Consider the following 25,625-nt stretch of genomic DNA (forward strand, 5'->3'; position numbering starts at 1 on the left):
TTTTACAGACGCTTTAATGAGCCGTCTGCTACCCTAGGAGGGTTTATGAAGCTTTTGTTAGAGGCGTGGGTAATGAACAGGCTGAAACAACGGGGGGGAAGCGGTTTTTTAGGTTTTTTAAACGCTTTTCTGTGGATAGGATTGTTGGCGGTTGTTGTCAGTAGCTGTGCCGTTTCCCAGGTCAGTGCCGAAGAACGTTTATTTCTGGATCTATCGGTAGAGGCTATTAACCATATAGTGCTGCCCATGGAAGACTTTGAAGGGACTCAAGTCGGCGGGCTATCAGCGATTGCCTACGATCGCGATCGCAACCAATACTATGCCCTCTCTGACGATCGCCAACGCCCTCGATTTTACACCCTCAGCCTGGCGCTGAAGCCGTCTGGCATCCAGGCTGCCAGGGTAGAAGCCGTCACTGATCTACAAGACCAGGATGGCAACTCCATTGCGCCTCTGGATGCTGAAGGCATGGTTCTTACCCCTAGCCGCAGCTTAATTGTTTCCAGTGAGGGCTCCCCTCAGCAAAAAATCCCACCAAAATTACAGGAGTTTGATCTAGAAACTGGGCATCTCAAAACTAACTTTCGTATTCCAGAACGGTATTTGTTGGCCTCCCAGGATGGCGAAATTTCGGATCCCCAAACCCAGGGAATTCAAGAAAATATTGGATTTGAAGCATTGACCCTGAGTGCTCCCGGTGGCTCCTATGAACCCTTTCGACTATTTGCTGCCACCGAAGGCCCACTGTACCAGGACTTAGATGTTGACCCAGATATTCCCTTTAAGAACCGCTGGCTCCACTACCTGATTGATCCCAATTTTGTCGGCACAGGGCAGTCTACACTGTTGTCAGAACACTTGTATTCCATGGACCCTGCTCCCCTGGGGGCACTGCTCAATGGGTTATCGGAAATTTTATCTATCGATGTGGGCGGGCACTTTTTGGCCATTGAACGGGCCTTTGGCCTGCAAGGACTATCCATTAAGCTCTATCAGCTGGCCACTGGAGTGGCGAGTGATGTCAGTGCGATCGCAACTCTCAAGGGTGACACCAGCGGCATCACCCCCATTCGCAAGCGGCTTGTGGCAGATTTAACGCCTTTAGAGCCAGATAATCTAGAGGCCATGACCTTAGGCCCGAAACTGTCAGATGGACGTCAAAGCCTGATTATGGCCAGCGACAATAACTTTGACAATCGGCAGGAAACGCAGATTTGGCTCTTCACCTTAAGCGGTCTCTAAAGACAACCTCTTATAAACGCCACTATTCTCGAAACTAATCAATGCTTTATAGAGCACATCACACAGCACAGGAATGCTGGCGTGGGGAGCGATTAGCTGCGATCGCAGCGGTAATCAGCGTTGGCATTGGCACCTTTGACCGATGGCTAGTACGTGACAATATCCGGGAAACTTACGAACGGGGATGAATCATCGTAACGGATAACGTTGCAACGTCACGCTATGACCAGGCTCTAGCCGGTAATGTGACCGCTGCTATCTGCGGGCTGAAGGTCAGCTAGGATGGCCTGATCAGTCGCCTCGAAAAGCAAGAAACTGCTCAAGTAGTGTTCTACATGCCCGACAAAAAACGAGCTACGTAAGGAGAAGCCTCATGCATCAAACTTACATCGGTGTCAAAGAAGTGGAAGCTAAACCACTCAAAAAACATGGTCGAGATGGATATGAGGTGATCTATCCCGATGGGTATGTGAGCTGGAGCCCGAAAGCCACCTTTGAAACCGCTTACTTTCCCATTAGTGACAGCACCCGCATTTCTGAAACAGTGGTAGAGGCCTTTATCGATGATACGGAAACCCTCACCTTGGGAGAAAAAACCACCATTATCAGAGCCCGGCTAATTAATGGATTTGAACTATTTGCTCATTCTGCCTGTGTCGATGCAGCCAACTATAACGAGGTATTAGGGGCTGCCGAGTGTTTGCAAAAAATCGAAGCTCAGGTATGGCACCTTCTAGGCTTTACCCTCCGGTGGGCCAGAACTGGAGTACCCACCGATTAAAACCGCTTAACTAAAGATGTGACCACCCTGGGGGTTAAGCAGTGCGATCGCAGATGGACAGGTTGAGGCAATGGATACAAGTACACTAACCAGCAGCGACTCCGGTCGCGACTACTCCAACCGACGCCCAGAACGCTAAACAAAAGTGACGATCACAGCCAACATCGATCCTGGGAATGTCCATATATACAGACGCTCTCTTATTTTCTCAGAGGTGAGAGAAAATTTTGGTTCTTTGAGTTTTGCAAATCTTGGTTTACGCTTGGTAGGAATCGCCCAACAACTCTAGGGCGTGTGAAGGAGGCTTAAGCGCTAAAGGATGAAAGTAATCGTATTAGGGGGAGATGGCTTTTGCGGCTGGCCCACTGCACTGCATCTATCCAACGCAGGTCATGAAGTTGCCATTATTGATAACCTATCGCGACGTAATATCGATAATGAGCTAGAAATTGCTTCTTTAACTCCCATTAGCTCCATGTCTACTCGCCTATCGGCGTGGCAAGAAGTCAGTGGTAAGACCATTGACTTTCATAATCTCGACATTGCCCAAGAGTATGACAGACTCTTGCATCTAATTTGTGACTATGCTCCGGATGTGATTGTGCACTTTGCCGAGCAGCGGGCTGCCCCCTACTCCATGAAGTCAGCAAAGCACAAGCGTTTCACCGTTGATAACAACCTTAACGGCACCAACAATGTCCTATGTGCCATCGTTGAGTCTGAGCTAGATATCCATGTGGTTCACCTCGGTACCATGGGTGTTTACGGCTACGGCACCGCTGGTATGAAGATTCCCGAGGGGTATCTGGATATCCAAGTAGTGACCGATTCGGGTAAGGTCATCGAAAAACAGATTCTGCATCCAGCTAATCCTGGCAGTATCTATCACATGACCAAAACCCAAGATCAGTTGTTCTTCGCGTACTACAACAAGAACGATCAAGTACGGGTGACTGACTTACACCAGGGAATCGTTTGGGGTACCAACACCCGTGAGACTGCCATGGATGAGCGGTTGATCAATCGTTTTGACTACGATGGTGACTTTGGCACAGTGCTGAACCGTTTCTTGATGCAGGCTGCCATTGGTCATCCGCTAACTGTTCATGGCACCGGTGGTCAAACACGGGCATTTATCCATATTCAAGACACCGTCCGCTGTGTTGAGCTGGCCATTGATAACCCACCGGCCAAGGGTGACCGCGTTAAAATCCTGAACCAGATGACAGAAACCCATCGAGTGCGGGATCTAGCGCGCATTGTGGCTGACATTGCGGATGCTGAAATTCAGTATATGGAGAACCCCCGTAATGAAGCGGCAGAAAACGAGCTAGTCGTTGACAATCAGTGCTTCTTAGATATGGGGCTCCAGCCTACCCAACTGGACAAAGGTCTAATGCTGGAAGTAACAGAGATTGCCAAGAAGTATGTTGGTCGCTGCGACACGTCCAAGATTATCTGCACATCCAAGTGGACTAAGAAGTCTACTGCTGCACCTACCCCCATTCCTGCAGGTTAGGTCCCAGTGATTACGGTCATGTGATTACTGGATAGGCAGAGTATGGGATCAGGGAGTCGCTCCCCATTGATTCTATGCTCTGTTTTTTTATTTTAGGGGCTCATCCCATCTCAAAGCTCACTATCGATCAATGCAATCGATGTTGCCTAGGATATTGCCAAAAAAAAGATTTTATGAAAGCTTGAGCCTGAGGCAATTTCGCGATTGAATAATCAACAGCTCAGTATTTTTTGATACATCTGCATTCAATCATTGCTAACCGTATGCGCATTGCTCTGTTTACCGAAACATTCCTTCCCAAAGTTGACGGTATCGTAACCCGTCTCAAGCATACCGTCGAACAGCTTCAGGCCTTAGGGGATGAGGTATGCGTGTTCTGCCCTGAGGGGGGGCTAACGGAATATAAAGGGGCCAAGGTGGAGGGTGTTTCTGGCTTTCCCATGCCGTTATATCCAGAGCTTAAGTTGGCTTTGCCCCGTCCATCTATTGGTGAGGCACTAGAAGCATTTCAGCCTGATTTGGTGCATGTGGTTAACCCAGCGGTCCTGGGCTTAGCAGGCGTCTACTATGCCAAGGCCTTAGAAATTCCGCTTGTGGCTTCTTACCACACGCACTTGCCTAAGTATCTAGAGCACTATGGCTTCGGGATGTTTGAGGGCATGCTGTGGGAGCTACTCAAAGCAGTGCACAACAATGCACGGATGAATTTGTGCACGTCTACAGCAATGCAGCAGGAGCTAACTGAACACGGTATTGAAAATGTCAAGGTTTGGCAGCGGGGTGTCGATACAGACCTGTTTCGCCCGAGTCTGGCCAGCCGAGAAATGCGTGGGCGGCTGAGTGAAGGCCATCCAGATGCACCATTGCTGCTGTATGTGGGACGTCTATCTGCTGAGAAAGAAGTGGATAGAATCAAGCCAATTTTGGAGGCGATTCCAGACGCTCGCTTAGCTCTGGTGGGTGACGGTCCCTATCGAGAAGAACTGGAGGAGCATTTTGCAGGAACCGCGACTAACTTTGTCGGCTATCTTGGGGGTGAGGAATTAGCGTCTGCCTATGCCTCTGGCGATGCGTTTATTTTCCCATCTCGAACAGAGACGTTGGGATTGGTGCTGTTAGAGGCGATGGCGGCAGGCTGTCCCACTGTGGCCGCTAATGCAGGCGGCATTCCCGACATTGTTACCGATGGTACAAACGGATTCTTGTTTGATCCTCAGGATGAGGAAGGGGCAATTAAGGCGACACAGCGTCTGTTGGCGACCCGTGCTGAAATTGAGTTGTTGCGCCGCAATGCTCGCATGGAAGCTGAGCGTTGGGGCTGGCGTGGGGCCACGCAGCAGCTACAGAAATTCTATGCTGAGGTGCTTGCCGCTGAAATACCCATGGTGGCTTAATAAACGGGGGGATGTCCAACCTCCATTTCATTCATTGACATTTAGATCATACTCAGGTAGCGTCCAGACAAATCTCATCTGGGCGCTGTATTTTTGTGTTGAGTGGATCGTATGCCAGTTCTTGGTTCTTGGTTTTGAGTTGTGGAACTATGACATTGCTCAGTTCTGACATTGCCAAGTATGGAGGGCTCTGAACTGTAAACATGCCTTTGGGAACTGATATTAGATGACTATGCTAAATTCAGAAATATGTGATTGTTGATACTCAACGTGGGATGTCTGGTCTGTTCACTTGTTGTTAGCAATGGGATAGCTGTCTTAAGTAAGACATTTAAGACATTAGGGACGCATCATGAACTATCTAAATGGCTGGCTACGACCATGGTTTACTGAACTGAACCAGCGATCATTGTTATGGGTACCCGGTATTGCTGGATTAGTCGCGGCGCTGGCGCTGGTCATACCGGCCAGCCTAACCCGTACTGTAGAGCCCACGCCGACCAACGATAGTGGATCTGCACAGCTGTCCATTGTGCCTAAGACTCAATGGACATTGGCCCAGTATTTTCAGGGGGATAGCCCAGTATGGACAGTGGTTACCCATACCCAGGAAAGCGGTCTCTCTCTTTTAATTGGCGGCGAGGCTAATGGCCAAATAAAGGTGTGGGATCGGCAAACGGGTGACCGTCTGCACACTCTCATCGGGCATGAGGATGCGGTTAGGACCTTAGCGATATCAGCAGCTGGCCACTGGCTGGTCAGTGGCGGCGGCGATGGTTTGAAGGTGTGGCGATTGGAAACGGGAGAACTGCTGTATAGTCTTCCGGTTAAAAATTCCCCCGTATGGTCAGTGGCTTTGAGTCCTGATAATCAGATATTGGTCAGCAGTGACTATGCTGGCAATATTACGGCCTGGGATTTTAGGACTGGCGAACAGCTTTACAACAGAAATATCAGCGAGCCCGTGTGGTCAGTCAAGATTACACCCGATGGTAAATCCTTGATCAGCGGTGGTAGCGATCGCATCATTCGCCAATGGGATTTGGCCACCGGTACCCTCCTAAACAAGCTCACCGGCCATGACGATACTGTGCGCTCACTGGCCATTAGCCCAGATGGTGAAACCCTGGCCAGCGGCAGTTGGGATCAAACCATCAAGCTGTGGGATTTGACAACCGGTACGTTGCAAACCACCCTGACTGACCATAGCGATCGCGTCGTTGCTCTGGATATTAGCCCCGATGGCCAAATCCTGGCCAGTGGTAGCGTAGACACGGCGATCAAGCTGTGGGATTTATCCAGTCATCAGGTAATTCAAACATTGGATGACAACGATAATTGGATTTTGTCGGTGGACTTTGACGTTTTGGGACAAACGCTGATTAGCAGCGGCAAAGACCAACCCGTCAAGGTGTGGCAGTAAGGTTGGCAAAATCCAGCCCTTCCATGACGGTTCCCCTTGGTAAGGCTACGGTGTATACACATCTAGAAGATAATGTCCCAAAAAGTAGACCTGATCTTGAATTGGCCCTCATCCTAAATCCTTCTCCCTGGGGGCGAAGGACTTTGAGGTCAGGCCCCCCTTCTCCCTTAGGGAGTAAGGGGTTGGGGGATGAGGGCTCGATATTTGGAGCGACTCTCCGACTTATGTATACAGGGTAGCCTTGGTAAGGGGAACCGACAGGGAGGTGTGTGGATCACTTGCGCTAACGACCGAAGACCCCTCCGTTGGTTCCCCTTGGTAAGAGGAACCGGTGTTCGTCATGCTCGATGCCAAAATCTTCCAGTTGTGTATACACTGTAGCCTTGGTAAGGGGAACCAGTTGTTGCCAAAAGTTTCACAGGATCGCTCACGTATCTGAACATTGCTTAATCCGAGAGACTTTTGAGAAAGTTAATTTGTGCTTCCCTCAGCTCCACCGCTGGATTAACCGTCAAGATGGTATTTAAAGCCTTTTCATAGCTGTCTCCTGCCTTGATTAATAATGCAGCCAGCACCGTACCGGTACGGCGACGACCGCTAGAACAGTGGATAGCCACGGCATGCCCCAGACAGGTTTGTTCATCTACAAAGGTTTTGATTTGTTCCACCTGCTCCAGACTGGGGGCTTTGCCACCGAGGATGGGTACCCAGATATGGGGAATTTGATGCCGTTGGTAAAGCTCCAAATTGCCATCATCACTCATCAGTGAGACCAGTGCGCCAATGCCCTCACCCATCAGCTCTGCTAGCTCTGCTTCAGTGGGTTTGCGCACACCGGCAAGACGCTCGGGGATAACCCACCACAGCTGCTGAGAAATGGGGGGCAAGGACAGGTCTGACATGATGATTTTTGGGAATAGCTCTTAAATATCTAGGAAAGGGGACGGATACAACGGGGGTCAGGCAGGGTGGCTTTGTGGGGTTCACGGGAGAACCAGAACGCCGTGCGTTTGCACAGGGCCACTAGCATGAGCATAACGGGTACTTCGATCAGCACACCCACCACGGTGGCCAGGGCCGCACCAGAGTTGAGGCCAAACAGGGTGACGGCGGTTGCGATCGCAACTTCAAAATGATTGCTAGCCCCAATCAGCGCCGCCGGTGCAGCATCTTCGTACACCATGCCCATTTTTTGAGCGGCCACGTAGGTAATTAAAAAGATAAAGTTTGTCTGCAGAAATAAGGGCACCGCAATCAGCAAAATATGTAGCGGATTACGAACAATCAATTCTCCCTTGAGGGCAAACAGCAAGATCAAGGTGGTGAGCATGGCCAGAATCGCCACCGGTCCCAAATACTTCAAAAACACATTCTCAAACCAGGCTTTGCCCTTGTGTCTTAGAATCCAGGTACGTGAAATACTGCCTGCCAACAGGGGTAGTCCCACGTAGATGAGCACCGACAGCACAATGGTTTTCCAAGGAACGATCAGGTCATTGGCAGAGAGTAGCCATCCCCCCAGAGGGGCGTAGAGAAACAACATGGCCAGCGAATTAATAGCCACCATGACTAACGTGTGGCCCTGGTTGCTATAGGATAGGTAGCCCCACATCAGCACCATGGCTGTACAGGGGGCAATCCCCAGCAAAATTGCCCCAGCAATGTAGGAATTGGCCAGGGTCACTTCACTGCCGCGAATAATCTCGGTGCCTGTGAGTATTGGTTGAAATAGCCAGCCCAGGAAAAACTGGGCCAGCACCACCATGGTGAAGGGTTTAATCAGCCAATTAACAACCAGGGTAAGCAGCACTGGTTTTGGTGTTTGAGCCGCTCGCTTAGCCTGGGAAAAGTCAATTTTCACCATGATGGGATACATCATGAAAAACAGACAGATGGCAATGGGAATCGATACTTGATAAACACTCATGGCATCCAGTGTTTGGGCAACACTGGGAAAGACTCGCCCGAGGAGAATTCCGGCAACGATGCAAACGGCTACCCAGAGGGTGAGATAGCGTTCGAAGATATTGAGTTCACCACCGGCCTGGGGGGGAGCTTGGGAATAATCGCTGGTCATGGGATACGTCCTGATTTGGTTATGAAAAAAGTGTGTGTGTAAGGCTCGAAAGTGAAAAAAGAGCTTTAGTTTGTCCTCCCCTTTCGAAGGGGATATGCCGTAGGTGGAGGGGTTTCTTCGATACTTCGCGCTAGTGTCGAGACCCCCTGTAGTCCCCCTTCTAAAGGGGGACAGCTCTCTAGAATTGAAGTTATAAAAAGAATTCTTTTTGCATTAGCCATTAACTGCCAGTCCCCAGTGTCTCCGCCACCTTTTGTGTCAGCTCAGCCATGCGGCAGGAATATCCCCACTCGTTGTCATACCAGGCCAAAACTTTTACCTGGGTGTCGTCGACCACCATGGTGGATGGGGCATCAATGATGGATGAGCGAGGATCATCCCGGTAATCAACGGATACTAGAGGTCGTTCCTCATACCCCAAAATGTCCTTGAGGTCTCCGTCAGCAGCGGTCTTAAACAGCTGATTGACTTCCTCGACGGTGGTGGGTCGGGCGACTTCAAACACGCAGTCCGTCAAAGAGGCATTGAGCAACGGCACCCGTACGGCAATGCCGTTAAGTTTGCCCTTGAGCTCGGGGTAGATGATGGTGATGGCCGTAGCTGACCCAGTGGTGGTGGGAATCAGGGATAGGCCGGTGGCCCTGGCCCGTCGCAGATCTTTGTGGGGTTTGTCGACGATGGTTTGGGTGTTGGTTTGGTCATGAATTGTGGTGATCACGCCATGCTTAATGCCCAATCCTTCTTTAATGACTTTGACAACGGGGGCCAGACAGTTGGTCGTGCAAGAGGCGGCTGTTAATAAATGATGCTCGGCGGGATTATAGAGATGATCATTGATGCCGTAAACAATATTGAGTGCCCCCTGTTTGACTGGGGCCGCGACAATCACCTTTTGAACCCCGCGCCTAAAATAAGGATCTAACCGGTCGGGTGTACGAAACTGACCGGAGCACTCTAGAACAATGTCTACACCCAGGTCGTCCCAGGGGACTTCGCCAGGGGTAGCATGGTCGCTAAAGGTAACGGATTTGGTATCGATCAGGATGCGATCGCACCCAGCCGCTTCAACGTCTGGAGTCCAACGCCCATGAACAGAGTCAAACTTAAGTAAGTGGGCGGCAGCGACAGTACCACCAGTAATTTCATTAATATGGACAATGTCCAACTGTGGCCAGGCAGCCCGCAACACCAGGCGACCAATTCTGCCAAAGCCATTAATTCCAATCCTCACCATTACCCGGTCACCTTGAAACTGCGTAGACTATATTAATTATTTCAATTTTAGTTGAAACTTAAAGTTGTCTGCACGACAATTAGGCAACTCTATTCAACAGATACAGCAACAGATAAGAGCTAATCAAGTATTACGTCTGTATCAGAGAAGAGATTTTGAAGCACTACAGGCATATGCGGTACACATGAGTCGAAAAGCTTATAACCACAACAAAAGGAGGTCTAACGATAGATATCTCGATAGAATCGTCCGATAGTTCAAAACCAGCACCCAAAAATCAAGGGGTTACTCAAATCAAAAATCTTACTTAAAAGATTGGATTTATGCCCCTCAGGGGCATGGAACCCCTGGGAACTGTTCCGATAATCTATGGGGCAGACGAGAGTCTTCAGGCTTAGCGATCGCACCCGTAGTTGATTGAGAAAGTCTTCTACCATCTCATGACCCGCTCCACTGCGGAGACCACCAAGCGAGCTAAGAGATCTCTTGACCCTCGTCTAAGCCCCCACGCAATTAATAGGGTGTAAGCTCGCCATGGGTAAACGAAAACAGATATTACTTGGGTCTCTGGGAACCGCTTTGCTGGGAGCCGTTTTAGTCGGCTGCGGGGCTGGTCCAACGGGGTCTGGGACAGAGGAGCCTGCTGCCCAGACAGGATCAGCACAGCAGATTGTCCTAGCGATCGCGGGCGAAAGTGAAGAAGGCTACGACCCCACTCTGGGCTGGGGGCGCTATGGTTCCCCCTTGTTTCAAAGTACGCTGCTAAAGCGAGATGCCGACCTGAACATTATCAATGATCTAGCCACAGACTATACGGTGAGTGAAGATGGGCTGACTTGGACCGTGACCATCCGCGATGATGCGGTCTTTTCCGATGGTGAACCCGTGACGGCGTCTGATGTGGCCTACACCTTCAACCAGGCCGCCGCAAGCGGGGGGCTGACGGACGTGACCATTTTGGAAGAAGCGGTGGTCATAGACGACACCACCGTCGAACTGCGCTTAAACGAACCCCAAAGCACGTTCGTGAATCGCCTGATTACCCTCGGCATTGTGCCAGAACATGCCCACGGTCCGGCCTATGCCCGTAATCCCATCGGGTCTGGTCCTTACCGGATGGTGCAGTGGGATGAAGGGCAACAGCTGATTGTCGAGGCCAACCCCAACTACTACGGCGAGTCTGCCGGTATTGATCGCCTCGTCTTTCTGTTTGTGGAAGAGGATGCCGCCTTTGCTGCGGCTAAAGCGGGAGAGGTGCAGGTGGTCAGTGTGCCCCAGGCATTAGCCGTGCAAACCATTGAGGGCATGACGCTTTACGATGTGACCAGCGTTGATAATCGGGGTCTGATGTTTCCCTTTCTGCCAGCGTCAGCCGGTGAAACAACCCCCGATGGTGACCCCATTGGCCATGATGTGACGGCAGATCCGGCCATTCGGCAGGCGGTGAACTATGCCATTGATCGCCAAGCTTTGGTGGACGGGGTCCTTGAAGGCTACGGGTCCGTTGCCTTCGGTCCTGTCAGTGGTCTCGCCTGGGAGGAACCGAGTGCGACCATCGAAGATGCTCAGCCCGAAAAAGCTCAAGATATTTTGGCGGCGGGCGGCTGGACAGATAGCAATGGCGACGGTGTGTTGGAAAAAGACGGTCTCACGGCTGAATTTACGATCCTCTATCCCGCCAGCGATAGCACTCGGCAAGCGCTGGCCCTGGCCACGGCAGCAATGCTCAAGCCCGTTGGCATTCAGGCAAACGTCGAGGGTAAAAGCTGGGATGAAATCGAACCCGCCATGCATAGCAATGTGGTGGTATTCGGCTGGGGCAGTCACGACCAGACCGAGATGTACAACCTGTACCACAGTCAGGCCGCCCAGGGGGATTTCTATAATGCCGGTTACTACGCTAACCAAGCCATTGATACAACGCTGGATCTGGCCATGGGCGCACCGTCAGAAGCGGAGGCGATCGCCTTTTGGAAAGCGGCCCAGTGGGATGGCGACACCGGATTTACCGCTAAAGGCGATGCGGCTTGGGCCTGGCTGGTCAATCTAGACCACACTTACTTTGTCAGTGACTGTCTGGATATTGGTCAACTCCAGGTTGAACCCCACGGCCACGGCTGGCCGATTACGGCCAATATCGCTGAGTGGGAGTGGACATGCAGCTAACAATATTGACCTTTACGGCCCAAAAGCTGTTGCGACTCGGCCTCTTGCTGCTGGCGGTGGCCATCTTCACCTTTGTGTTGCTGAGCCTATCCCCGATTGACCCGGTGCAGGCCTATATCGGTGCTGACATGATGCGCATTAGCCCGGAGCAGCAGCAGCTGATCGCCGAGCGCTGGGGGTTGGATCAGCCCATGGCGGTGCGGTTTTGGGATTGGCTAGGGCAGCTGCTACAGGGTAACTGGGGCACTTCGATGGTGTTTAACCAACCCGTGGGCGAGGTGATTGCCAAGCGATTTTGGGTGTCGGTGCAGATGCTTGCGATCGCATGGCTGCTGTCCGGCACCCTCGGCTTAGGTCTGGGCATCCTGGCGGGAGCTTTGGCGGGCTCCTGGATCGACCGAGTGATTCGCCTCTACGCTTACACGATGGCCTCATCGCCCACATTCTGGGCCGCGCTGCTACTGCTGATTATCTTCTCGGTGTCCCTGAGGGTAACGCCCATCTGTTGTGCCGCACCCCCCGGTGTTTTGGCAGGCGATGTCACCCTCTGGCAACACCTGCACCACCTGCTGCTGCCTGCCATTACCCTCAGCATCATCGGCATTGCCAATATTGCCCTACATACCCGACAAAAGCTGATTGATGTACTACACAGCGACTACATCCTGTTTGCCCGTGCCCAGGGTGAACCGCTCTGGGGCATCATTCGTTATCACGGATTTCGCAACTTAATCCTGCCCGCGTTGACCCTGCAATTTGCCTCCCTGAGTGAGCTGTTTGGGGGGTCGGTACTGGTGGAGCAGGTATTTGCCTATCCCGGACTGGGGGAAGCCACGGTACAGGCCGCCCTGCGAAGTGACATTCCGTTGCTCGTCGGCATTGTTTTTTTCAGTGCGCTGTTTGTTTACACCGGCAATACGATAGCTGACTTGGCCTATCCCATCGTTGATCCGCGCATTCGGCTAGAAAGTTCACTGGGGAGTTCACAGTCATGACGATTACAGTTCCTTTTGACCCTGTCTCCCGCAGTCTCCGCAATAACCGGCGACAGCGCACGCTTTGGGGGATTGCCCTGTGTACGTTGTTTTTACTGGCAGTCATTTTTAGCACCTGGGTAATTGGCGATGGCGGCCTTGGCCCTGTGCTATCTCAGCGTAATCAGCCCCCCTCTGTAGCCCACCCCTTCGGCACCGATTGGCTGGGGAGAGATATGTTCAGCCGCTCCCTCCACGGCCTGTCCCTCAGCTTACGAATCGGCCTCCTCGCCGCCGCCATCAGCGCACTAATCGGCACTGGCTTGGGGTTAGCGGCGGGCACACTGGGGGGCTGGGTCGATGCCGTGATCACCTGGATTATTGATGTCTTCTTTAGCCTGCCCCACCTGGTTCTGCTGATTTTGATTGCCTTTGCTGTTGGCGGGGGCACCCGTGGGGTAATCATTGCCGTGGCGCTCACCCACTGGACGAGTTTAGCGCGGGTGATTCGGGCGGAAGTCTTGCAGGTGAATAGCGCTGACTATGTAAAAATCTCTCGCCGCTTTGGCCGATCGCCCCTCTGGATTGCCCGGCATCACATGGTGCCCCACATCATTCCACAGCTGATAGTGGGGCTGATTTTGCTCTTCCCCCACGCGATTTTGCACGAAGCGGCCCTGTCATTTATTGGTATTGGTCTGTCGCCCCATATTCCGGCCATCGGCATTATTTTGGCGGAATCCATGCGCCACCTGTCAACGGGATACTGGTGGCTAGGCGTTATGCCGGGGCTGCTGCTACTGCTGTCGGTCAAATCGTTTGACTGGCTGGGAGAAAATATGCGCGCGTTGCTGGATCCAAAGACAAGTCAGGGGTAACCATGCTCACCATCTCAAACCTGGGGATTACGTTTACCCAATACGATCAAGGACTGCACCGCAAGCGGCTAACGGTGATTACTGATTTGGATTTAACCGTCCAGGCAGGAGAACTGGTGGCGGTGGTGGGTGCCAGCGGTTCCGGGAAAAGTCTTCTGGCCCATGCTCTTTTGGGGATATTACCGGAGAACGCTCAGCTCTCTGGGACGATGGAATTTCAAGGAAAACCATTAACCCAGAAGCGATGCGAGGTATTGCGGGGTAAAGCGATCGCCCTGATTCCCCAATCGGTTGGCTACCTCGACCCGTTAATGACCGTCGGGCGGCAGGTGCAGCGGGTGGGGCAGCTCAATGGTCTCCCTGCGCGCTCAGCCAGAACCCTGGTGGAGCGAACCTTTGCTCGCTATGATTTGCCCGCTCATACGCCAAAGCGCTACCCGTTTCAGCTCTCGGGTGGGATGGCGCGGCGAGTTCTGGTCTCAACCGCCGTCATGACCCAGGCTCAGCTCGTGATTGCCGATGAACCGACGCCGGGTCTGCACCCTGACGTCGTGACTGAAACCCTCAATCACCTGCGCGAACTGGCTCAGGGGGGTCGAGGCGTGATGCTGATTACCCACGATATTGAAGCGGCCTTACAGGTCGCTGATCGGGTGGTAGTTTTCTATGGCGGCACCACGGTTGAAATCGCCAACGCTCAGGATTTCACAACTGGTAATCTGCGCCATCCCTATACCCAGGCTCTCTGGCGATCGCTACCTCAAAACGACTTTGTGCCGGTGCCGGGGAATCAGCCAAGCCCTGACCAGCTGCCGGTGGGCTGTCTGTATGGCGATCGCTGTTCCTGGAGCACGGCTGACTGTAAACAGGCGCGACCAGAACTACGGTTTATTCGTCAAGGTTGGGTGAGGTGTATTCATGCTGAAGGGTGAAAGTCTGTGGTTTCGTTACGGCGCTAAGCTGCCGTGGGTGGTGCGCGATCAGTCGCTCGCGATCGCACCGGGGGAAGTTATCGGTCTGATCGCCCCGTCCGGTCATGGCAAGACGACGCTTGGTAAACTACTCGCTGGATATCTAAGGCCCAGCCACGGGCGCATCACGTTAGATCAACAACCGCTGCCAGGAGGCTATTGCCCCGTGCAGCTGGTCTTTCAAAATCCTGAATTGTCGGTCAACCCACGCTGGCGCATTGACCGCATCCTACGGGAAAAACATCCGCCTCAGCCCCACATCCTGGATGCCCTCGGCATTCATCCCGGTTGGCTGACCCGCTATCCCCATGAGTTGAGCGGCGGAGAACTGCAACGAGTTGCGATCTCCCGCGTGCTTAACCGCAACACCCGCTATCTGATTGCCGATGAAATGACGGCTATGCTTGATGCCAATACCCAGGCCTTAATTTGGCAAGTGATCCTAGAGTTTGCTCACCAATATGGTGTTGGCATCCTCGCCATTAGCCACAATCAGCCATTGTTACAGCGGATTTGCCAACGAGATTGTTTGCTTGCTGAGCAGACACAGTTTACAGACTTACCACTAGTCTTCTAGCCTGGGTGCAAAGAGTTCATAGCCATGGTCGAATAGGGTAAACCCTTCGACGGTGCCATCATCATTGAGGTTGAACTTAATGAGAATGTCCACCACCTGGGCAAAAAACTCGGTTTCTGAGCTGGGATAAAGGATCACCGACGCTTGCCCTGTGGCTTGGCTGACAAGCTGGTTGTTCTCAACTCGTAGTTTGACCTGGAGCTCGGGTAACAGTTGATAGGTGCCGACATACTGCTCATAAAGGGCGGGGTCCAAATCAATGGCCTCACGCTGTCGAGGCATGGTGTAGGGTTCGTCTAAGAGAATAGCGGCTAGCCCTTCAGCTATAGAGTCCGTGGCCTGATTGGTCAAGTTGAGGAGCACACTAATGGTTAAGTTCTCTTCGGGATAGTGCATCAGGCTAGAGCGAAATCCATTGATGCCACCACTGTGGTGAATCCGCTGTCGGCCAAGATGGGCATCGCTCACCAAGCCATAACCGTAGAAGGCATCGGGCTGATCCTCAGCGGACTCCATTTTGGCCACTGGCTGGGCCAGCAAGTCAATCGATGCTTGACTCAAAATGGGGTGTTTCAGCTGCTGATCCCCGTAGAGCCATTGATTCCAAATGGCGAGGTCTCCTAACGTGGAATATAGGCCCCCTGCCCCCTGGGGGATACTCATGTCGATGGGGTCGGCTTGCAAGTAGAGATCAGGCCCTGCAAATGTGTACCCCTGGGCCAAATCGGGAATCACCGCATGGGGAATCTCATAGCCTGTATTATTCATACCCAACGGTGTAAAAATGTTGGCCTGCACATAGTCGACATAGGTTTGCCCAGAGACCGTTTCTAAAATCTGGGTTAGCAGAACGTAGCCAGAGTTGCTGTACTTAAACTGGTCTCCAGGATCAAATTCTAGGGGCAAATCTTTGAAGCGATCCACCAACTGGTCCAGGTTAGAGGGCAGTCGCAGCCATTCTTGGATGTCAGGGAATATCTCTCCATCCAGATATTCTGGAATGCCTGAGGTGTGGGTTAACAGATGATGGCTGGTGATACGATCGCCATCTGGATAGTCAGGGAGATAAGAGGAAATAGGGGCTTGTACATCTAATCGCCCCTGTTCTTGTAACTGGAGGATAGCAACGGCGGTAAATTGTTTGGTAATAGACCCGATGCGGAATTTGGTCTCTACAGTATTCGCGACTTGATGTTCGCGGTTGGCTAAACCGTAACTACAGGTAAATGTTGAAGCAGTACCGTAGTCAATGGCAACATTGCCCGAGAGCCGCCCCGTTTGGTCATAGGCATCTAAGTACGCGTTGATTTCATCAATGGTATCAGCTGTCAGGGCAGTTTCTGTTGAAGATGTGGCGCACTGATCGACCAGTGCTGGTGCGTTTGCAAGCATAGGTGCATCCTGGGGTTGTAAGAACTGTAGCGTTGTTAAATCCGACGATGAAGCCATGGCATTGGCGCTCCAAGCGAAGCCGACAGCCATGCCTATCAGTGAAGCTAATTGAAGTCGCCTGCCCATTGTCCCGTTTTATACCTGTCTTAGTAGCAATGTATGTGTACTTTAACGACGGGGAGCATGCGGTTCCATAGTGAAAGGTCATGCGTTGTCATGACCTTTGTCATGGAGCCAATCAGGCGAATGGTTTAGCATTAAGCAACGGTAAACCCTAGTTAAGTCAGCCACAGCCCAATTACCCTGCTACACCATCAACCAAGCATGAACGCTGTTAGTCACGTCCCCAGATTAGGCGAAAAGACCAAGCCCCTATCAGCCGCTAGCGCCAATCTGTCTCCATCTATTCCTAAAACCCTGCGGTATGTGGAATGGACGTTTGTGTTACTGGTGGTTCTGCGCGTTGGGCTACTGATGCTCAATAAACCCCTGGGGTATGAGATGGGTCCAGGAGACTATCTTGGTTTCACTGTGCTGGGGGTGTTGGTCATCCTTAGCATTGTTTTTCCCTTACAACAGTCCATGGGGCTACGGCGGGGATACATTCTGTTAGAAATTGTTGTTTTACTGATTAGTCGTCTGTTCACTAATTGGGGATTTGATCCGTTTTTGTATCTTGTCCTGGTCAAGAGCTGTTTCTTGCTAAGTCGTCGCGATGTCATTTTTACAACAATCCTGGCGGGGATTGCGTGGCAGCTTAGCCTGGCCCAGCGAATTTTTCATGAATTCTCTATCCCCACAGAAGAACTGCGAGCCCAGTTTGAGGAATCCTTAGCAGCTCCTAAAGCTCTGTTAGTGTTGGATGTGATTATCAACAGCACCACTATTTATGTGATTACTTGTTTGTTAACGATCTTGTTGTGTTGGGCAGTTTTATCTGAACGTAAAAGCCGACAACAAGCGGCGGCACTATCCCAGGAAGTGGAAACCCTGGCAACAGATTTAGAACGAACTCGCATTGCCCGAGATATTCACGACTCCCTTGGGCACACGCTGACCACCCTTAATGTTCAATTAGAAGTGGCTCAAACTTTATATTCTCAACAACCTGACCAGTCTTTGCAGGCACTCAATCGAGCTAAGATACTTTCTAGTCAGTCTCTACAGGAAGTACGACGGGCGGTTTCAACCATCCGCCATGGCACGTTTAATTTGCCCGATGCGTTGACGGGTTTAGTGGAGCAGATTCAGCAGGCCCACGCTACTGAGCCCCTGAAAATTGAAACTCGCATCAGCTTGCCAACCTTGCCCCTACAGGTAAACCAGCAGCTGTTTCTAATTATTAAAGAAGGGCTAACAAATATCCAAAAACATGCTCAGGCATCTACCGTAAAGCTGTGGGCTCAGCAAACCACAGAGGGCATTGCCATGGGTCTGGCGGACGATGGTGTTGGCTTTGTGCCTGAGGCATCTAACTCAGGCTATGGATTGCGGGGCATGCAAGAACGGGTACAGTTACTGGGAGGGCAAATGACAATCCAGAGTACTCTTGGAAAAGGCACATTAATTCAGGTTACAGTGCCACAATGATTCAGATTTTGTTGGTGGATGATCAACCAATGTTTCGGCAGGGATTGGCGTCGTTGCTATCCCTGGAGGATGATCTTGAAATTGTCGGTGAAGCGAATCATGGTCAGGAGGCCATTGCTCTGGTCCAGCAACTGCAACCGGATGTCATTTTGATGGATGTGCGCATGCCAGTGTGCAACGGTGTGGAAGCGACCCATGAGATCCATCAGCGGTTTCCGTGGATTCGGATTTTGGTGCTGACTACGTTTGATGAGGATGAGTATGTATTTGAGTCGCTGGAAGCAGGAGCATTGGGGTATTTACTGAAGAGTACCCCGGCGAAACAGGTTGCGATCGCAATTCGTAACCTTCACCAGGGCTACAGCCAGTTAGGACCCACCATTGCCCCCAAGGTGTTTTCCCATGTCAAATCAGATAATGGCACCAAAACAGATGTGGACATCCTTTTTAATAATCGGGAGATAGACATCCTCAAGCTATTGGGCCAGGGCCACAGCAATCGCGAAATTGCCGCTGCTTTACACCTGACGGAAGGTACGGTCAAAAACCATTTAACTAATATTTTTAGCCAGTTGGACGTTCGCGATCGCACCCAGGCAGCTCTCTGGGCCCACCAGAATCTGCTGTCCTAAAGCCTCAGGTCTACCCTTGAGATCTCAACATTAGACCCTAAAAAGTACTTTGGTGAGAAAGATGCTTGATCAAAATCTCCAGAACAGATTTTGCCTTGATGGGTTTACTCAAAAAATCTGATGCCCCCACCATTTTTGCCCGCAACCGTTCAGGGATTCTGTTTTTATTGGTCACAATGATGATAGGCGTGTTCTGCAAGAAAGAGATGCGTCGAATTTGGGCACAGAGTTCGTAACCATTCGCCACCGGCAGCACTAATTCTAAAAAGATTATTTTAGGCCTCAAGTCCATGAGCAGAGACACTGCCTGTAAGGAATCAGAAATATTAGCGTAGCTATAGCCAGCCGCTTGAACAATGTCCCCCAGTGCTTGACTATCTACTGCACTATTGTCCACATAGACCACCGTTACCTGGCCTACCTGACTTTGAGCATAGGGTGTCTCCTTTGGCCCCCTGTGCGACGTTGATGCAGACATTGATGCAGACGATGGATTACCGCTACTACCGGTCAGCTCTTTGGCAACTTTATCCAATAAGGATTCTATTCTTTGCAAAATGTGTCTAGCAGCAGCGGGCTTTCTGACATAGGTGTCAAACCCAGTCTGTATCAAAAGTTGACCAGTAACCGTTGGCTGCGCCAGGGCAATTACAGGAATGAGCCATGTGGGACTAGACTCTTTAAGAATCTTAATCGCTTGCCAACCATTAAGTCCCTGGGCATCAATATCCATGACAATCAGGTCAGGAGCCTCCTCAACGGCCAGCGATAAGCCCTTATCACCACGATGGGTACTGACTACCTCATAGTCATATAGCTTAAGGGCATGCTCAAGGATCTGACGGCTTGCCCTATCTTTATCTATTAATAGGATTTTAGCCATAAAACTATTTACAAAATTAGCCAATCCCTTTGCAGGGCTTAGCTAGCGGCATTCTTTATCGTTGAGATCCCTTTGTCTTTGAATACTCAGATACGGCTTCAAAAGTTATTTCTGAATATTCAAGGGCAAAGAAAATTAAGGAATAGCAAACCATATTGTACCTGCCCTTTCTACGAATTTACACAGATACGCTATAGAACATTTAACGATAGTCCATTTAACGCATGCTTTCAGGAAAAATCAGGCAGAATCAGCACCTTCACTTAAAACGCAACTTTTTCCAAAGTAGTAATTTTACTTACTTACATTGAGCGATGGTAATTAATTTCACACAGTTGATCCTCAGGAAAACGATCAAAAATGTTGTTTGAACGCTTGGTCAGGGTAAATACACAGAACGCACAGTCACAAAGTTCACACTGATCCCATTGTTTTTCCGGGAGAAAATCTTTTAGTTGTTTTCGGCTTTGGTGCGTGAATAAAGAAGTTGCGGAGCCGTAGGTGCCGGTAAAGTGTAGTTACCACACAAACACGGTACCGATGAAACGCACCTACAAACTCCGCAACTGGTCTGAGTATAACGCTGCTCTGGTAAAGCGAGGAAGTCTGACGTTATGGCTCAGTGATGAGGTGATTGCCGAGTGGAAAAACACTCAAAAGACTGGTAAACCAGGGGCATCGAAAGACTATAGCGATTTAGCCATCCAAACACTCTTGACCTTCAAAGTGCTCTATGGACTGGCCTTACGTCAAACCATTGGCTTTGCAGGGTCTATCTTTGAACTGATGGATGTATCGGTAGACTTACCGGTGCATACAACATTGTCACGTCGTCAACAGACATTACCGATTGATTTACCGATTCAGCCGACCTCTGGCAGTCGTCATGTGGTGGTTGATAGTACGGGCATTAAAGTGTACGGAGACGGGGAATGGAAAACCCGGCAGCATGGGGTGAGCAAACGTCGCACTTGGCTCAAACTCCATTTGGGTGTCGATGAGCAAACCGGAGAGATTCTGGCTGCCGTAGTGACTTCGAACGCCATCACTGATGGCGAGATACTCCCGGACATCCTCGACCAAATTCCCGATGAGATTGACCAAGTGAGTGCCGATGGGGCGTATGACCGCACCTACTGCTATGACGCCATTGATGAGCGTGATGCAACGGCAGCGATTCCCCCTCGCAAAGATGCCAAAATTTGGTTTCATGGCAATCGCAAACAGGCCCCGCATCCACGAGATGAAAACTTACGAGCGATTCGCAAACAGGGACGGTCTACCTGGAAAGAAGAGATAAACTATCATCGACGGTCTTTGAGTGAAACCATGATGTATCGACTCAAAACTATGTTCACAGGTGAGGTGTCTGCACGAGGGATTGAAAATCAAACGACAGAATTACTGTTGGAATGTTCTATTCTCAATCAGTTCACCCACTTAGGAATGCCCGATAGCTATCCTATTGAAGCCTAAGATCGATATCCTAGAGGACCGATCTGTCTACCAAAATATTCACGCACCAAAGCCGTTGTTTTCTACTATTTTCCACAAGGGTGCATTGGCTAAAAATTGTCGCTAACGGCATCCTGCATGGTGAAAAACAAAAAAGAGACTCTATGAATTTCAAGAAGATTCTCACGGTAGCAGCGGTCTCCCTAGGTGCTACATCCATCGCTCTCTCGGCTTCTAAAAATGTTGCCGATGCTCAGGTGGGCTACTTTAAGCTAACGACGATGTTTCTTGAATAGGACTTACGCAGCAGCGAACTGAATATCAGGGTTTCTGAGTTGTTGAACCAGATAATTGTCAAGCAACCCACGTTTGAGCTGGTAAAGTGTCTGACCTGTTTGGATCGCTAATTGATTGAGCCTGACCCAGACCAACAGCGCACACCCAATGTGGTTGCGCTGAATTCTGGCAAGCCGACACTGACAGTGTTCCAAGCCCGTGGTCTGTTTTCCCTCTCGGTGTAACTGCTCAATGCGCCAACGGTAGCTACACGCTTCTTGTGTCGCCGCTGTTGACTCTTGAGTCCAATCGTTGGTGACGATATAGTCCGTGCGGCGGGTAGACGCACGACTTGGAAGGTTAGGTCGTTCGCCTATCTAGGACAATAGTTGGACCGTGGTTGGAACCGTATCGATGCATTGTCCGTTGGTTGGGATTGGGGCTACATTAAAGGGCTTTCTACAGGACTATCGCGAGGTGTTTTGCCGGAACGCCGGATTTGACCATGTCAGCCGTTATATCAATGGTCTATTGTTAAGTCCGAATAAGACACTCCAAGGGATATACGCTCAAATCGTCTGGCCAGAGGGGAGCCAAGTGAGCCGTCGAGCGATGCATGAAGCGGTGTTCGAAGCGCAATGGTATCGAGACGCGCTGATGCGTCGACATCGGGAACTGATAGCCCCACGCTATCGAGGTCGTGGACGAGCGGTGATTAGTCTGGACTGGACCTATTCGTAAAACCTACGATTATGTTCCAGACGCTCTAAAGTCCGAAATTGATGCTTGGAATCAGCGCATATATAAAACTGTGAATAATGGTGTCTACAAAGCGGGCTTTGCGACAACCCAAACGGCTTCTTCATAAGCCGTGTATCCGTTATTTACTACGCTTGATGCCATAGAATCCCAATTAAGCAAGTCCGATTACTTGCTCGGAGAGCGTCCGTTAGAGGCTGATTGGCGTTTATTTCCTACGCTAGTCCGCTTTGACGTTGCCTACTACGGTGCGTTTAAGTGCAATCTGAGAAAGATAAGCGACTATCCAAATCTTTCATCGTTTACTCGTCGGCTTTATCAAATTCCGGGTATTGCCGAAACTGTAAAGTTTAACGTTTACAGAAAAGGCTATTACTCACCAAGCCAACAGAGAAATCCGTCTGGCATCGTGCCAGTGATGCCTAATATCGGCTTTTCTGATTGAGCTGACCCTAATAAAAACAATAGAGGCACCGGCGTTATCGGTGAGCTGTTGACCTTAGACCTGTCGTTTGGATAAAACGTAACGCGTTGGGCGTCATAATTTTTCAGTAGAACAATCTGAGCAGTCATCTCGCCAGTTAGGCTTTCATTGCGTTTGTGTTCTAAAGGGCCAGGATGTTGGTCCAATAGTCGTTAGACGACAAACATTGGGGAATCTGCTCAGTATTGTGCATCCAAGTTTGCAGACGATCGTAGTAATCTGCACTCATGGAAAAGTCGTGGGTAAAACAAGAGATTGTTGCATCATAGATGGCCTGGCCGATTTGATCACCCGCATAGGCTCCGGTACGCTGATCGTAAATGGCTTGGGCTGCTTTAGGCTGCTGGTGAATAAAGTCAATCCCTCGCCGTAGTATGTTTAAGAATGTCTGCAGGTCCTGCTGCCGCTGTTGTAATAATTGGGGTGTTGCAATCAAAATAAGTTGGCAAAAGTCAGGCACGCCCCAATCTTTGAGTGCAAAAAATTGAGCGTTATGGCCGCGCTGTCGCGATTCAATCACTTCAAAGTTGTAGAACACCAGCGTGGCTAGGTCGGCTTTGTCCTCAATTAGGGCATCGGTATGCATAAAGCCATTATCGACTGAGGTGATGGCATCTTCCGTAAAGTCTCCGCCATCCGCCTCAATCATGGTTTTGGCGATGGCTCGCCCTAATGCAGAAGGGGCACCGGGATACTGTAGACGCTTGCCCACCATATCCTTTGGTCGCTCAATGCCGCTCCCTGCAAAGTACATAACGCCGCCATTGGTATGCAAAAAGCGTGCCCAGCCAATTACGGCATGGCCGTTGCCTCGGTCTTCTACTAGATGAACCGGCTCAGTAATGGCGATATCTAACGTGCCCGCCTGAAGTTCTGCGATCGCATCCACATGCTCTGCCGGTTCAACCAGCTCTAACTCTAAACCAGCGTCTGCAAACCAACCCTGCTCTAGACCCACCAACAGCGGCACATGGTCTGGATTTAAGAACCACTCTAAGCCTAAACGTAATTTAGCCATTAGCTAGCTCACAATCACTTCAAACAGTATTCATTCTTAGCTTAGGCGTTTGCAACTGGATAAACTACCACTTGCACGTTCGTTGCTGGGAAGAGGGGGAGGAGCGTTATCAGTAAGTCAGAGAGAGGACAGAGTCGGGTATCAGCTGAAGCTGGGAAATCTCGGCCGGGTCAAAAGGCGGAAGGCGGAAGGCTTAAAATAACTGGCTTCTGACCTCTGATTGCTGCGTTCTGTCTCCAGAAAATTTTCCCGCATTAAATTGATACGCTCAATTCAGCCTGATCCTCAATTAGCCGATTTCGCTCAATTCAACCTGTCGCAATCTGCGCACACTGTACCCACTCAGGGAAATTACCACACCAAAACTGGCAAACAGCATCATTTGGAGCGCCATGCCAGCACCGGGGCCGACCCCAAAGAGACCGCCAAAGATAGGCGCGAGCGCCCCTCCTGATTGCATTGCAGGGCCGAAGACGTGATCGGCTAACGGTCCCGCCAGCGCCGCTCCCAAGGGGGTGGCCAACTGTGTTAGCAAAAAACGTGTGGCAAATACCCGTCCCTGCACCTCTGGCTCTACTTTAGAGCGCCAAATCGCCTGGCTGCAGCTACCGGGAAACGGCGAACAAAATCCGCTCGTCAATGCCGTACCAATTTTGGTAGAAATATTGCGAGATAGCGCTAGCACGATCAGACCCACTTTCCAAATTGCGCTGAAAATCAAAACTCCATGGATGCGTCGCTTTGGTCCACCCCAAATACTAAGGGTTAAACCACCCAATAGTCCGCCTATACCAAAAAAAGAGAAGAGTGTTCCCAGAATAGTAGAGTTATTTCCCAGACGAGCCAACACCATGGCCGGTAAAAGAGTAAAGCTGGCACTGTCGATAAAATTGCTGATTAGAAAAAAGATTAAGAGTACTTTGAGGCTGGGGCGGTTCCATAAATAACGAATGCCAAATATCAGCTGTTGCCAAACATCAGCTGTTTGTGGCGGTGCTGTGGATTGAGGAATCGTAACCGTGATCAGGGTTGCGATCGCAATCCCAAACGTAACCAAATCGATGATGAGAATCCCACTTAGCCCCGTAACGGCATACATGGCTCCAGCCATAGCCGGGGCCACCACAAAGCTACCGGACATCTGCAATGACTCAAAAGCAGACGCGCGAGCATAGTGTTGTTCCGCAACAATTAATGACATGGAGGCCGAGTGGGCTAGTCCTTGAATGTAGCCAAATAAACCATTAATTGCCGCAGAGATATAGAGATGCCAAATTTGAAGGTGATCAGTTAAAAACAATACCAACAACACAATTGTTGAGAGTCCGGCAACGGTATCTCCCAACAGCATTAAATATTTACGATTAAACCGATCCACCCAAATACCGGCAAACGGTGAAATTAATAACCTGGGGATTTGGGTCACGGCCAGGATAAACGAAAGTGGTGTGGCTTGCCCTGTGACTTCCCAGACCCAGATGGTAATGGCAAAGTTGGTCATCTCAGAGCCTAGCAGGGAGATGAATTGACCAAGCCAGATAATAAGGAAGGTTCGCACGGTAAAAGAGGGGGAAGAGGGGGAGGCAAGAGGGAAGGCGGAAGATTGAGAAGGGAAGGCGGAATTTAAACCCACCCTTTCTCCTTTCCCCAAGCTCCTTCGCTCAAAAAGTGATCTATATCACCTAGATTAGGTTAACTAGCGAACATATTCCTAGAGGTTTTGGCTCCGAAACGCATTTTTTTGCGCCCAAAACGCATTTTTTGCCGTTGCTAATTTAGAGGATAAATCGATCTGTTAGAAAGGCCGTATACCTCTATCTTTCAACTACAATCATCCCGAGGATCAGCAACGCCTATTTTTTACTTGGCCAAGTACTTTAGCAAATCATCCAAAACGCAT

24 protein-coding genes and 1 pseudogene are annotated in these 25,625 nt (G+C 50.5%); 17 read left to right on the forward strand and 8 right to left on the reverse strand.

Going from position 1 to position 25,625, the window contains the following annotated elements:
* Positions 1-72: 72 nt before the first annotated feature.
* The 6 genes from U2F10_RS03860 (at position 73) to U2F10_RS03885 (ending at position 6,359) form a co-directional block, all read left to right on the forward strand.
* Positions 73-1,242 (forward strand): esterase-like activity of phytase family protein, encoded by a 1,170-nt coding sequence (locus U2F10_RS03860; protein ID WP_163661682.1) that lies wholly within the window; start codon positions 73-75, stop codon positions 1,240-1,242.
* 41 nt (positions 1,243-1,283) lie between these two features.
* Entirely contained in the window at positions 1,284-1,430 is a 147-nt protein-coding gene (locus U2F10_RS03865) for a hypothetical protein (protein ID WP_499870849.1), read from the forward strand.
* 185 nt (positions 1,431-1,615) lie between these two features.
* Complete coding sequence (locus U2F10_RS03870) at positions 1,616-2,023, forward strand: Gp49 family protein (protein WP_163660311.1); 408 nt, start codon at positions 1,616-1,618, stop codon at positions 2,021-2,023.
* A 319-nt stretch (positions 2,024-2,342) separates the two neighbouring features.
* Positions 2,343-3,542, forward strand: coding sequence for an NAD-dependent epimerase/dehydratase family protein (locus tag U2F10_RS03875; RefSeq protein WP_163660310.1), 1,200 nt, complete (start codon positions 2,343-2,345; stop codon positions 3,540-3,542).
* Positions 3,543-3,805: 263 nt separating this feature from the next.
* Complete coding sequence (locus U2F10_RS03880; protein WP_163660308.1) at positions 3,806-4,936, forward strand: glycosyltransferase family 4 protein; 1,131 nt, start codon at positions 3,806-3,808, stop codon at positions 4,934-4,936.
* A 352-nt stretch (positions 4,937-5,288) separates the two neighbouring features.
* Positions 5,289-6,359 carry a WD40 repeat domain-containing protein gene (locus U2F10_RS03885; RefSeq protein ID WP_499870851.1) on the forward strand — a complete coding sequence of 357 codons (1,071 nt, stop codon included), beginning with the start codon at positions 5,289-5,291 and terminating at the stop codon, positions 6,357-6,359.
* Between the two features lie 446 nt (positions 6,360-6,805).
* Here the strand turns inward: U2F10_RS03885 and U2F10_RS03890 are convergent, their stop codons facing one another.
* From U2F10_RS03890 to U2F10_RS03900, 3 genes are all read right to left on the reverse strand, one after another.
* On the reverse strand, positions 6,806-7,261 hold the full coding sequence (locus tag U2F10_RS03890; RefSeq protein ID WP_499870853.1) for a phosphatase domain-containing putative toxin: 456 nt from the start codon (positions 7,259-7,261) through the stop codon (positions 6,806-6,808).
* Positions 7,262-7,290: 29 nt separating this feature from the next.
* Complete coding sequence (gene arsB, locus U2F10_RS03895) at positions 7,291-8,436, reverse strand: ACR3 family arsenite efflux transporter (protein ID WP_490793379.1); 1,146 nt, start codon at positions 8,434-8,436, stop codon at positions 7,291-7,293.
* A 220-nt stretch (positions 8,437-8,656) separates the two neighbouring features.
* The gene (locus tag U2F10_RS03900) at positions 8,657-9,670 is read right to left on the reverse strand and encodes an ArsJ-associated glyceraldehyde-3-phosphate dehydrogenase (RefSeq protein ID WP_499870855.1); all 1,014 of its coding nucleotides are present in this window, start codon (positions 9,668-9,670) and stop codon (positions 8,657-8,659) included.
* A gap of 534 nt (positions 9,671-10,204) precedes the next feature.
* Here U2F10_RS03900 and U2F10_RS03905 point away from each other — a divergent pair.
* From U2F10_RS03905 to U2F10_RS03925, 5 genes are read left to right on the forward strand one after another with little or no spacing between them, the layout of a single operon-like run.
* A complete protein-coding gene (locus U2F10_RS03905) occupies positions 10,205-11,836 on the forward strand; it encodes an ABC transporter substrate-binding protein (protein ID WP_499870856.1) in 1,632 nt (543 codons plus the stop codon).
* Positions 11,827-12,831, forward strand: a complete 1,005-nt coding sequence (locus U2F10_RS03910; protein WP_250564694.1) for an ABC transporter permease — start codon at positions 11,827-11,829, stop codon at positions 12,829-12,831. Before U2F10_RS03905 ends, U2F10_RS03910 begins: the two co-directional genes overlap by 10 nt.
* Complete coding sequence (locus U2F10_RS03915) at positions 12,828-13,688, forward strand: ABC transporter permease (protein ID WP_499870859.1); 861 nt, start codon at positions 12,828-12,830, stop codon at positions 13,686-13,688. The genes U2F10_RS03910 and U2F10_RS03915 overlap by 4 nt, the downstream gene beginning before the upstream one ends.
* Before the next feature lie 2 nt (positions 13,689-13,690).
* Positions 13,691-14,620, forward strand: coding sequence for an ABC transporter ATP-binding protein (locus tag U2F10_RS03920; protein WP_499870861.1), 930 nt, complete (start codon positions 13,691-13,693; stop codon positions 14,618-14,620).
* Positions 14,607-15,236 carry an ABC transporter ATP-binding protein gene (locus U2F10_RS03925; protein ID WP_499870863.1) on the forward strand — a complete coding sequence of 210 codons (630 nt, stop codon included), beginning with the start codon at positions 14,607-14,609 and terminating at the stop codon, positions 15,234-15,236. The genes U2F10_RS03920 and U2F10_RS03925 overlap by 14 nt, the downstream gene beginning before the upstream one ends.
* On the opposite strand, the gene U2F10_RS03930 is transcribed toward U2F10_RS03925, so the two are convergent.
* Positions 15,225-16,685 carry a serine hydrolase gene (locus U2F10_RS03930; RefSeq protein ID WP_499870864.1) on the reverse strand — a complete coding sequence of 487 codons (1,461 nt, stop codon included), beginning with the start codon at positions 16,683-16,685 and terminating at the stop codon, positions 15,225-15,227. The genes U2F10_RS03925 and U2F10_RS03930 overlap by 12 nt on opposite strands.
* 267 nt (positions 16,686-16,952) lie before the next feature.
* On the opposite strand from U2F10_RS03930, the gene U2F10_RS03935 reads away from it, so the two are divergent.
* Positions 16,953-18,218 (forward strand): sensor histidine kinase, encoded by a 1,266-nt coding sequence (locus U2F10_RS03935; protein WP_499870866.1) that lies wholly within the window; start codon positions 16,953-16,955, stop codon positions 18,216-18,218.
* Positions 18,215-18,850 carry a response regulator gene (locus U2F10_RS03940; protein ID WP_163660285.1) on the forward strand — a complete coding sequence of 212 codons (636 nt, stop codon included), beginning with the start codon at positions 18,215-18,217 and terminating at the stop codon, positions 18,848-18,850. Before U2F10_RS03935 ends, U2F10_RS03940 begins: the two co-directional genes overlap by 4 nt.
* Positions 18,851-18,887: 37 nt before the next feature.
* Here U2F10_RS03940 and U2F10_RS03945 read toward each other — a convergent pair whose 3' ends face one another.
* Positions 18,888-19,733 carry a response regulator transcription factor gene (locus U2F10_RS03945; protein ID WP_499870868.1) on the reverse strand — a complete coding sequence of 282 codons (846 nt, stop codon included), beginning with the start codon at positions 19,731-19,733 and terminating at the stop codon, positions 18,888-18,890.
* A gap of 540 nt (positions 19,734-20,273) precedes the next feature.
* Between U2F10_RS03945 and U2F10_RS03950 the strand changes: the two genes are divergently transcribed.
* Together U2F10_RS03950 and U2F10_RS03955 are read left to right on the forward strand one after the other, a co-directional pair.
* On the forward strand, positions 20,274-21,209 hold the full coding sequence (locus U2F10_RS03950; RefSeq protein WP_499870216.1) for an IS5 family transposase: 936 nt from the start codon (positions 20,274-20,276) through the stop codon (positions 21,207-21,209).
* 143 nt (positions 21,210-21,352) lie between these two features.
* Complete coding sequence (locus U2F10_RS03955) at positions 21,353-21,484, forward strand: hypothetical protein (RefSeq protein WP_499870869.1); 132 nt, start codon at positions 21,353-21,355, stop codon at positions 21,482-21,484.
* A 3-nt stretch (positions 21,485-21,487) separates the two neighbouring features.
* On the opposite strand, the pseudogene U2F10_RS03960 reads toward U2F10_RS03955, so the two are convergent.
* Positions 21,488-21,808: pseudogene (locus U2F10_RS03960) on the reverse strand (IS701 family transposase); the annotation flags it as partial.
* 52 nt (positions 21,809-21,860) lie between these two features.
* On the opposite strand from U2F10_RS03960, the gene U2F10_RS03965 reads away from it, so the two are divergent.
* Both U2F10_RS03965 and U2F10_RS03970 read left to right on the forward strand, forming a co-directional pair.
* Positions 21,861-22,205, forward strand: a complete 345-nt coding sequence (locus tag U2F10_RS03965; protein WP_499870871.1) for a hypothetical protein — start codon at positions 21,861-21,863, stop codon at positions 22,203-22,205.
* 130 nt (positions 22,206-22,335) lie between these two features.
* The gene (locus U2F10_RS03970) at positions 22,336-22,668 is read left to right on the forward strand and encodes a glutathione S-transferase C-terminal domain-containing protein (RefSeq protein WP_499870872.1); all 333 of its coding nucleotides are present in this window, start codon (positions 22,336-22,338) and stop codon (positions 22,666-22,668) included.
* A gap of 160 nt (positions 22,669-22,828) precedes the next feature.
* Here the strand turns inward: U2F10_RS03970 and U2F10_RS03975 are convergent, their stop codons facing one another.
* Complete coding sequence (locus tag U2F10_RS03975) at positions 22,829-23,725, reverse strand: ABC transporter substrate-binding protein (RefSeq protein WP_499870874.1); 897 nt, start codon at positions 23,723-23,725, stop codon at positions 22,829-22,831.
* A gap of 289 nt (positions 23,726-24,014) precedes the next feature.
* Entirely contained in the window at positions 24,015-25,283 is a 1,269-nt protein-coding gene (locus U2F10_RS03980) for an MFS transporter (protein ID WP_499870875.1), read from the reverse strand.
* Positions 25,284-25,625 lie beyond the last annotated feature (342 nt).

The sequence above is a fragment of the Leptothoe sp. EHU-05/26/07-4 genome, from assembly GCF_043421015.1.
GTDB lineage: Bacteria > Cyanobacteriota > Cyanobacteriia > Phormidesmidales > Phormidesmidaceae > Leptothoe > Leptothoe turfae.

What these genes read in the sequence shown, in the direction of transcription:
- U2F10_RS03870 (WP_163660311.1), top strand. Translation starts at nt 1,616, where the DNA reads ATGCATCAAACTTACATCGGTGTCAAAGAAGTGGAAGCTAAACCACTC.
- U2F10_RS03875 (WP_163660310.1), top strand. Translation starts at nt 2,343, where the DNA reads ATGAAAGTAATCGTATTAGGGGGAGATGGCTTTTGCGGCTGGCCCACT.
- U2F10_RS03920 (WP_499870861.1), top strand. Translation starts at nt 13,691, where the DNA reads ATGCTCACCATCTCAAACCTGGGGATTACGTTTACCCAATACGATCAA.
- U2F10_RS03890 (WP_499870853.1), bottom strand. Translation starts at nt 7,261, where the DNA reads ATGTCAGACCTGTCCTTGCCCCCCATTTCTCAGCAGCTGTGGTGGGTT.
- U2F10_RS03860 (WP_163661682.1), top strand. Translation starts at nt 73, where the DNA reads ATGAACAGGCTGAAACAACGGGGGGGAAGCGGTTTTTTAGGTTTTTTA.
- U2F10_RS03975 (WP_499870874.1), bottom strand. Translation starts at nt 23,725, where the DNA reads ATGGCTAAATTACGTTTAGGCTTAGAGTGGTTCTTAAATCCAGACCAT.
- U2F10_RS03955 (WP_499870869.1), top strand. Translation starts at nt 21,353, where the DNA reads ATGAATTTCAAGAAGATTCTCACGGTAGCAGCGGTCTCCCTAGGTGCT.
- U2F10_RS03935 (WP_499870866.1), top strand. Translation starts at nt 16,953, where the DNA reads ATGAACGCTGTTAGTCACGTCCCCAGATTAGGCGAAAAGACCAAGCCC.
- U2F10_RS03925 (WP_499870863.1), top strand. Translation starts at nt 14,607, where the DNA reads ATGCTGAAGGGTGAAAGTCTGTGGTTTCGTTACGGCGCTAAGCTGCCG.
- U2F10_RS03950 (WP_499870216.1), top strand. Translation starts at nt 20,274, where the DNA reads ATGAAACGCACCTACAAACTCCGCAACTGGTCTGAGTATAACGCTGCT.
- U2F10_RS03915 (WP_499870859.1), top strand. Translation starts at nt 12,828, where the DNA reads ATGACGATTACAGTTCCTTTTGACCCTGTCTCCCGCAGTCTCCGCAAT.
- U2F10_RS03885 (WP_499870851.1), top strand. Translation starts at nt 5,289, where the DNA reads ATGAACTATCTAAATGGCTGGCTACGACCATGGTTTACTGAACTGAAC.
- arsB (WP_490793379.1), bottom strand. Translation starts at nt 8,436, where the DNA reads ATGACCAGCGATTATTCCCAAGCTCCCCCCCAGGCCGGTGGTGAACTC.
- U2F10_RS03905 (WP_499870856.1), top strand. Translation starts at nt 10,205, where the DNA reads ATGGGTAAACGAAAACAGATATTACTTGGGTCTCTGGGAACCGCTTTG.
- U2F10_RS03865 (WP_499870849.1), top strand. Translation starts at nt 1,284, where the DNA reads ATGCTTTATAGAGCACATCACACAGCACAGGAATGCTGGCGTGGGGAG.
- U2F10_RS03945 (WP_499870868.1), bottom strand. Translation starts at nt 19,733, where the DNA reads ATGGCTAAAATCCTATTAATAGATAAAGATAGGGCAAGCCGTCAGATC.
- U2F10_RS03930 (WP_499870864.1), bottom strand. Translation starts at nt 16,685, where the DNA reads ATGGCTTCATCGTCGGATTTAACAACGCTACAGTTCTTACAACCCCAG.
- U2F10_RS03940 (WP_163660285.1), top strand. Translation starts at nt 18,215, where the DNA reads ATGATTCAGATTTTGTTGGTGGATGATCAACCAATGTTTCGGCAGGGA.
- U2F10_RS03910 (WP_250564694.1), top strand. Translation starts at nt 11,827, where the DNA reads ATGCAGCTAACAATATTGACCTTTACGGCCCAAAAGCTGTTGCGACTC.
- U2F10_RS03880 (WP_163660308.1), top strand. Translation starts at nt 3,806, where the DNA reads ATGCGCATTGCTCTGTTTACCGAAACATTCCTTCCCAAAGTTGACGGT.
- U2F10_RS03900 (WP_499870855.1), bottom strand. Translation starts at nt 9,670, where the DNA reads ATGGTGAGGATTGGAATTAATGGCTTTGGCAGAATTGGTCGCCTGGTG.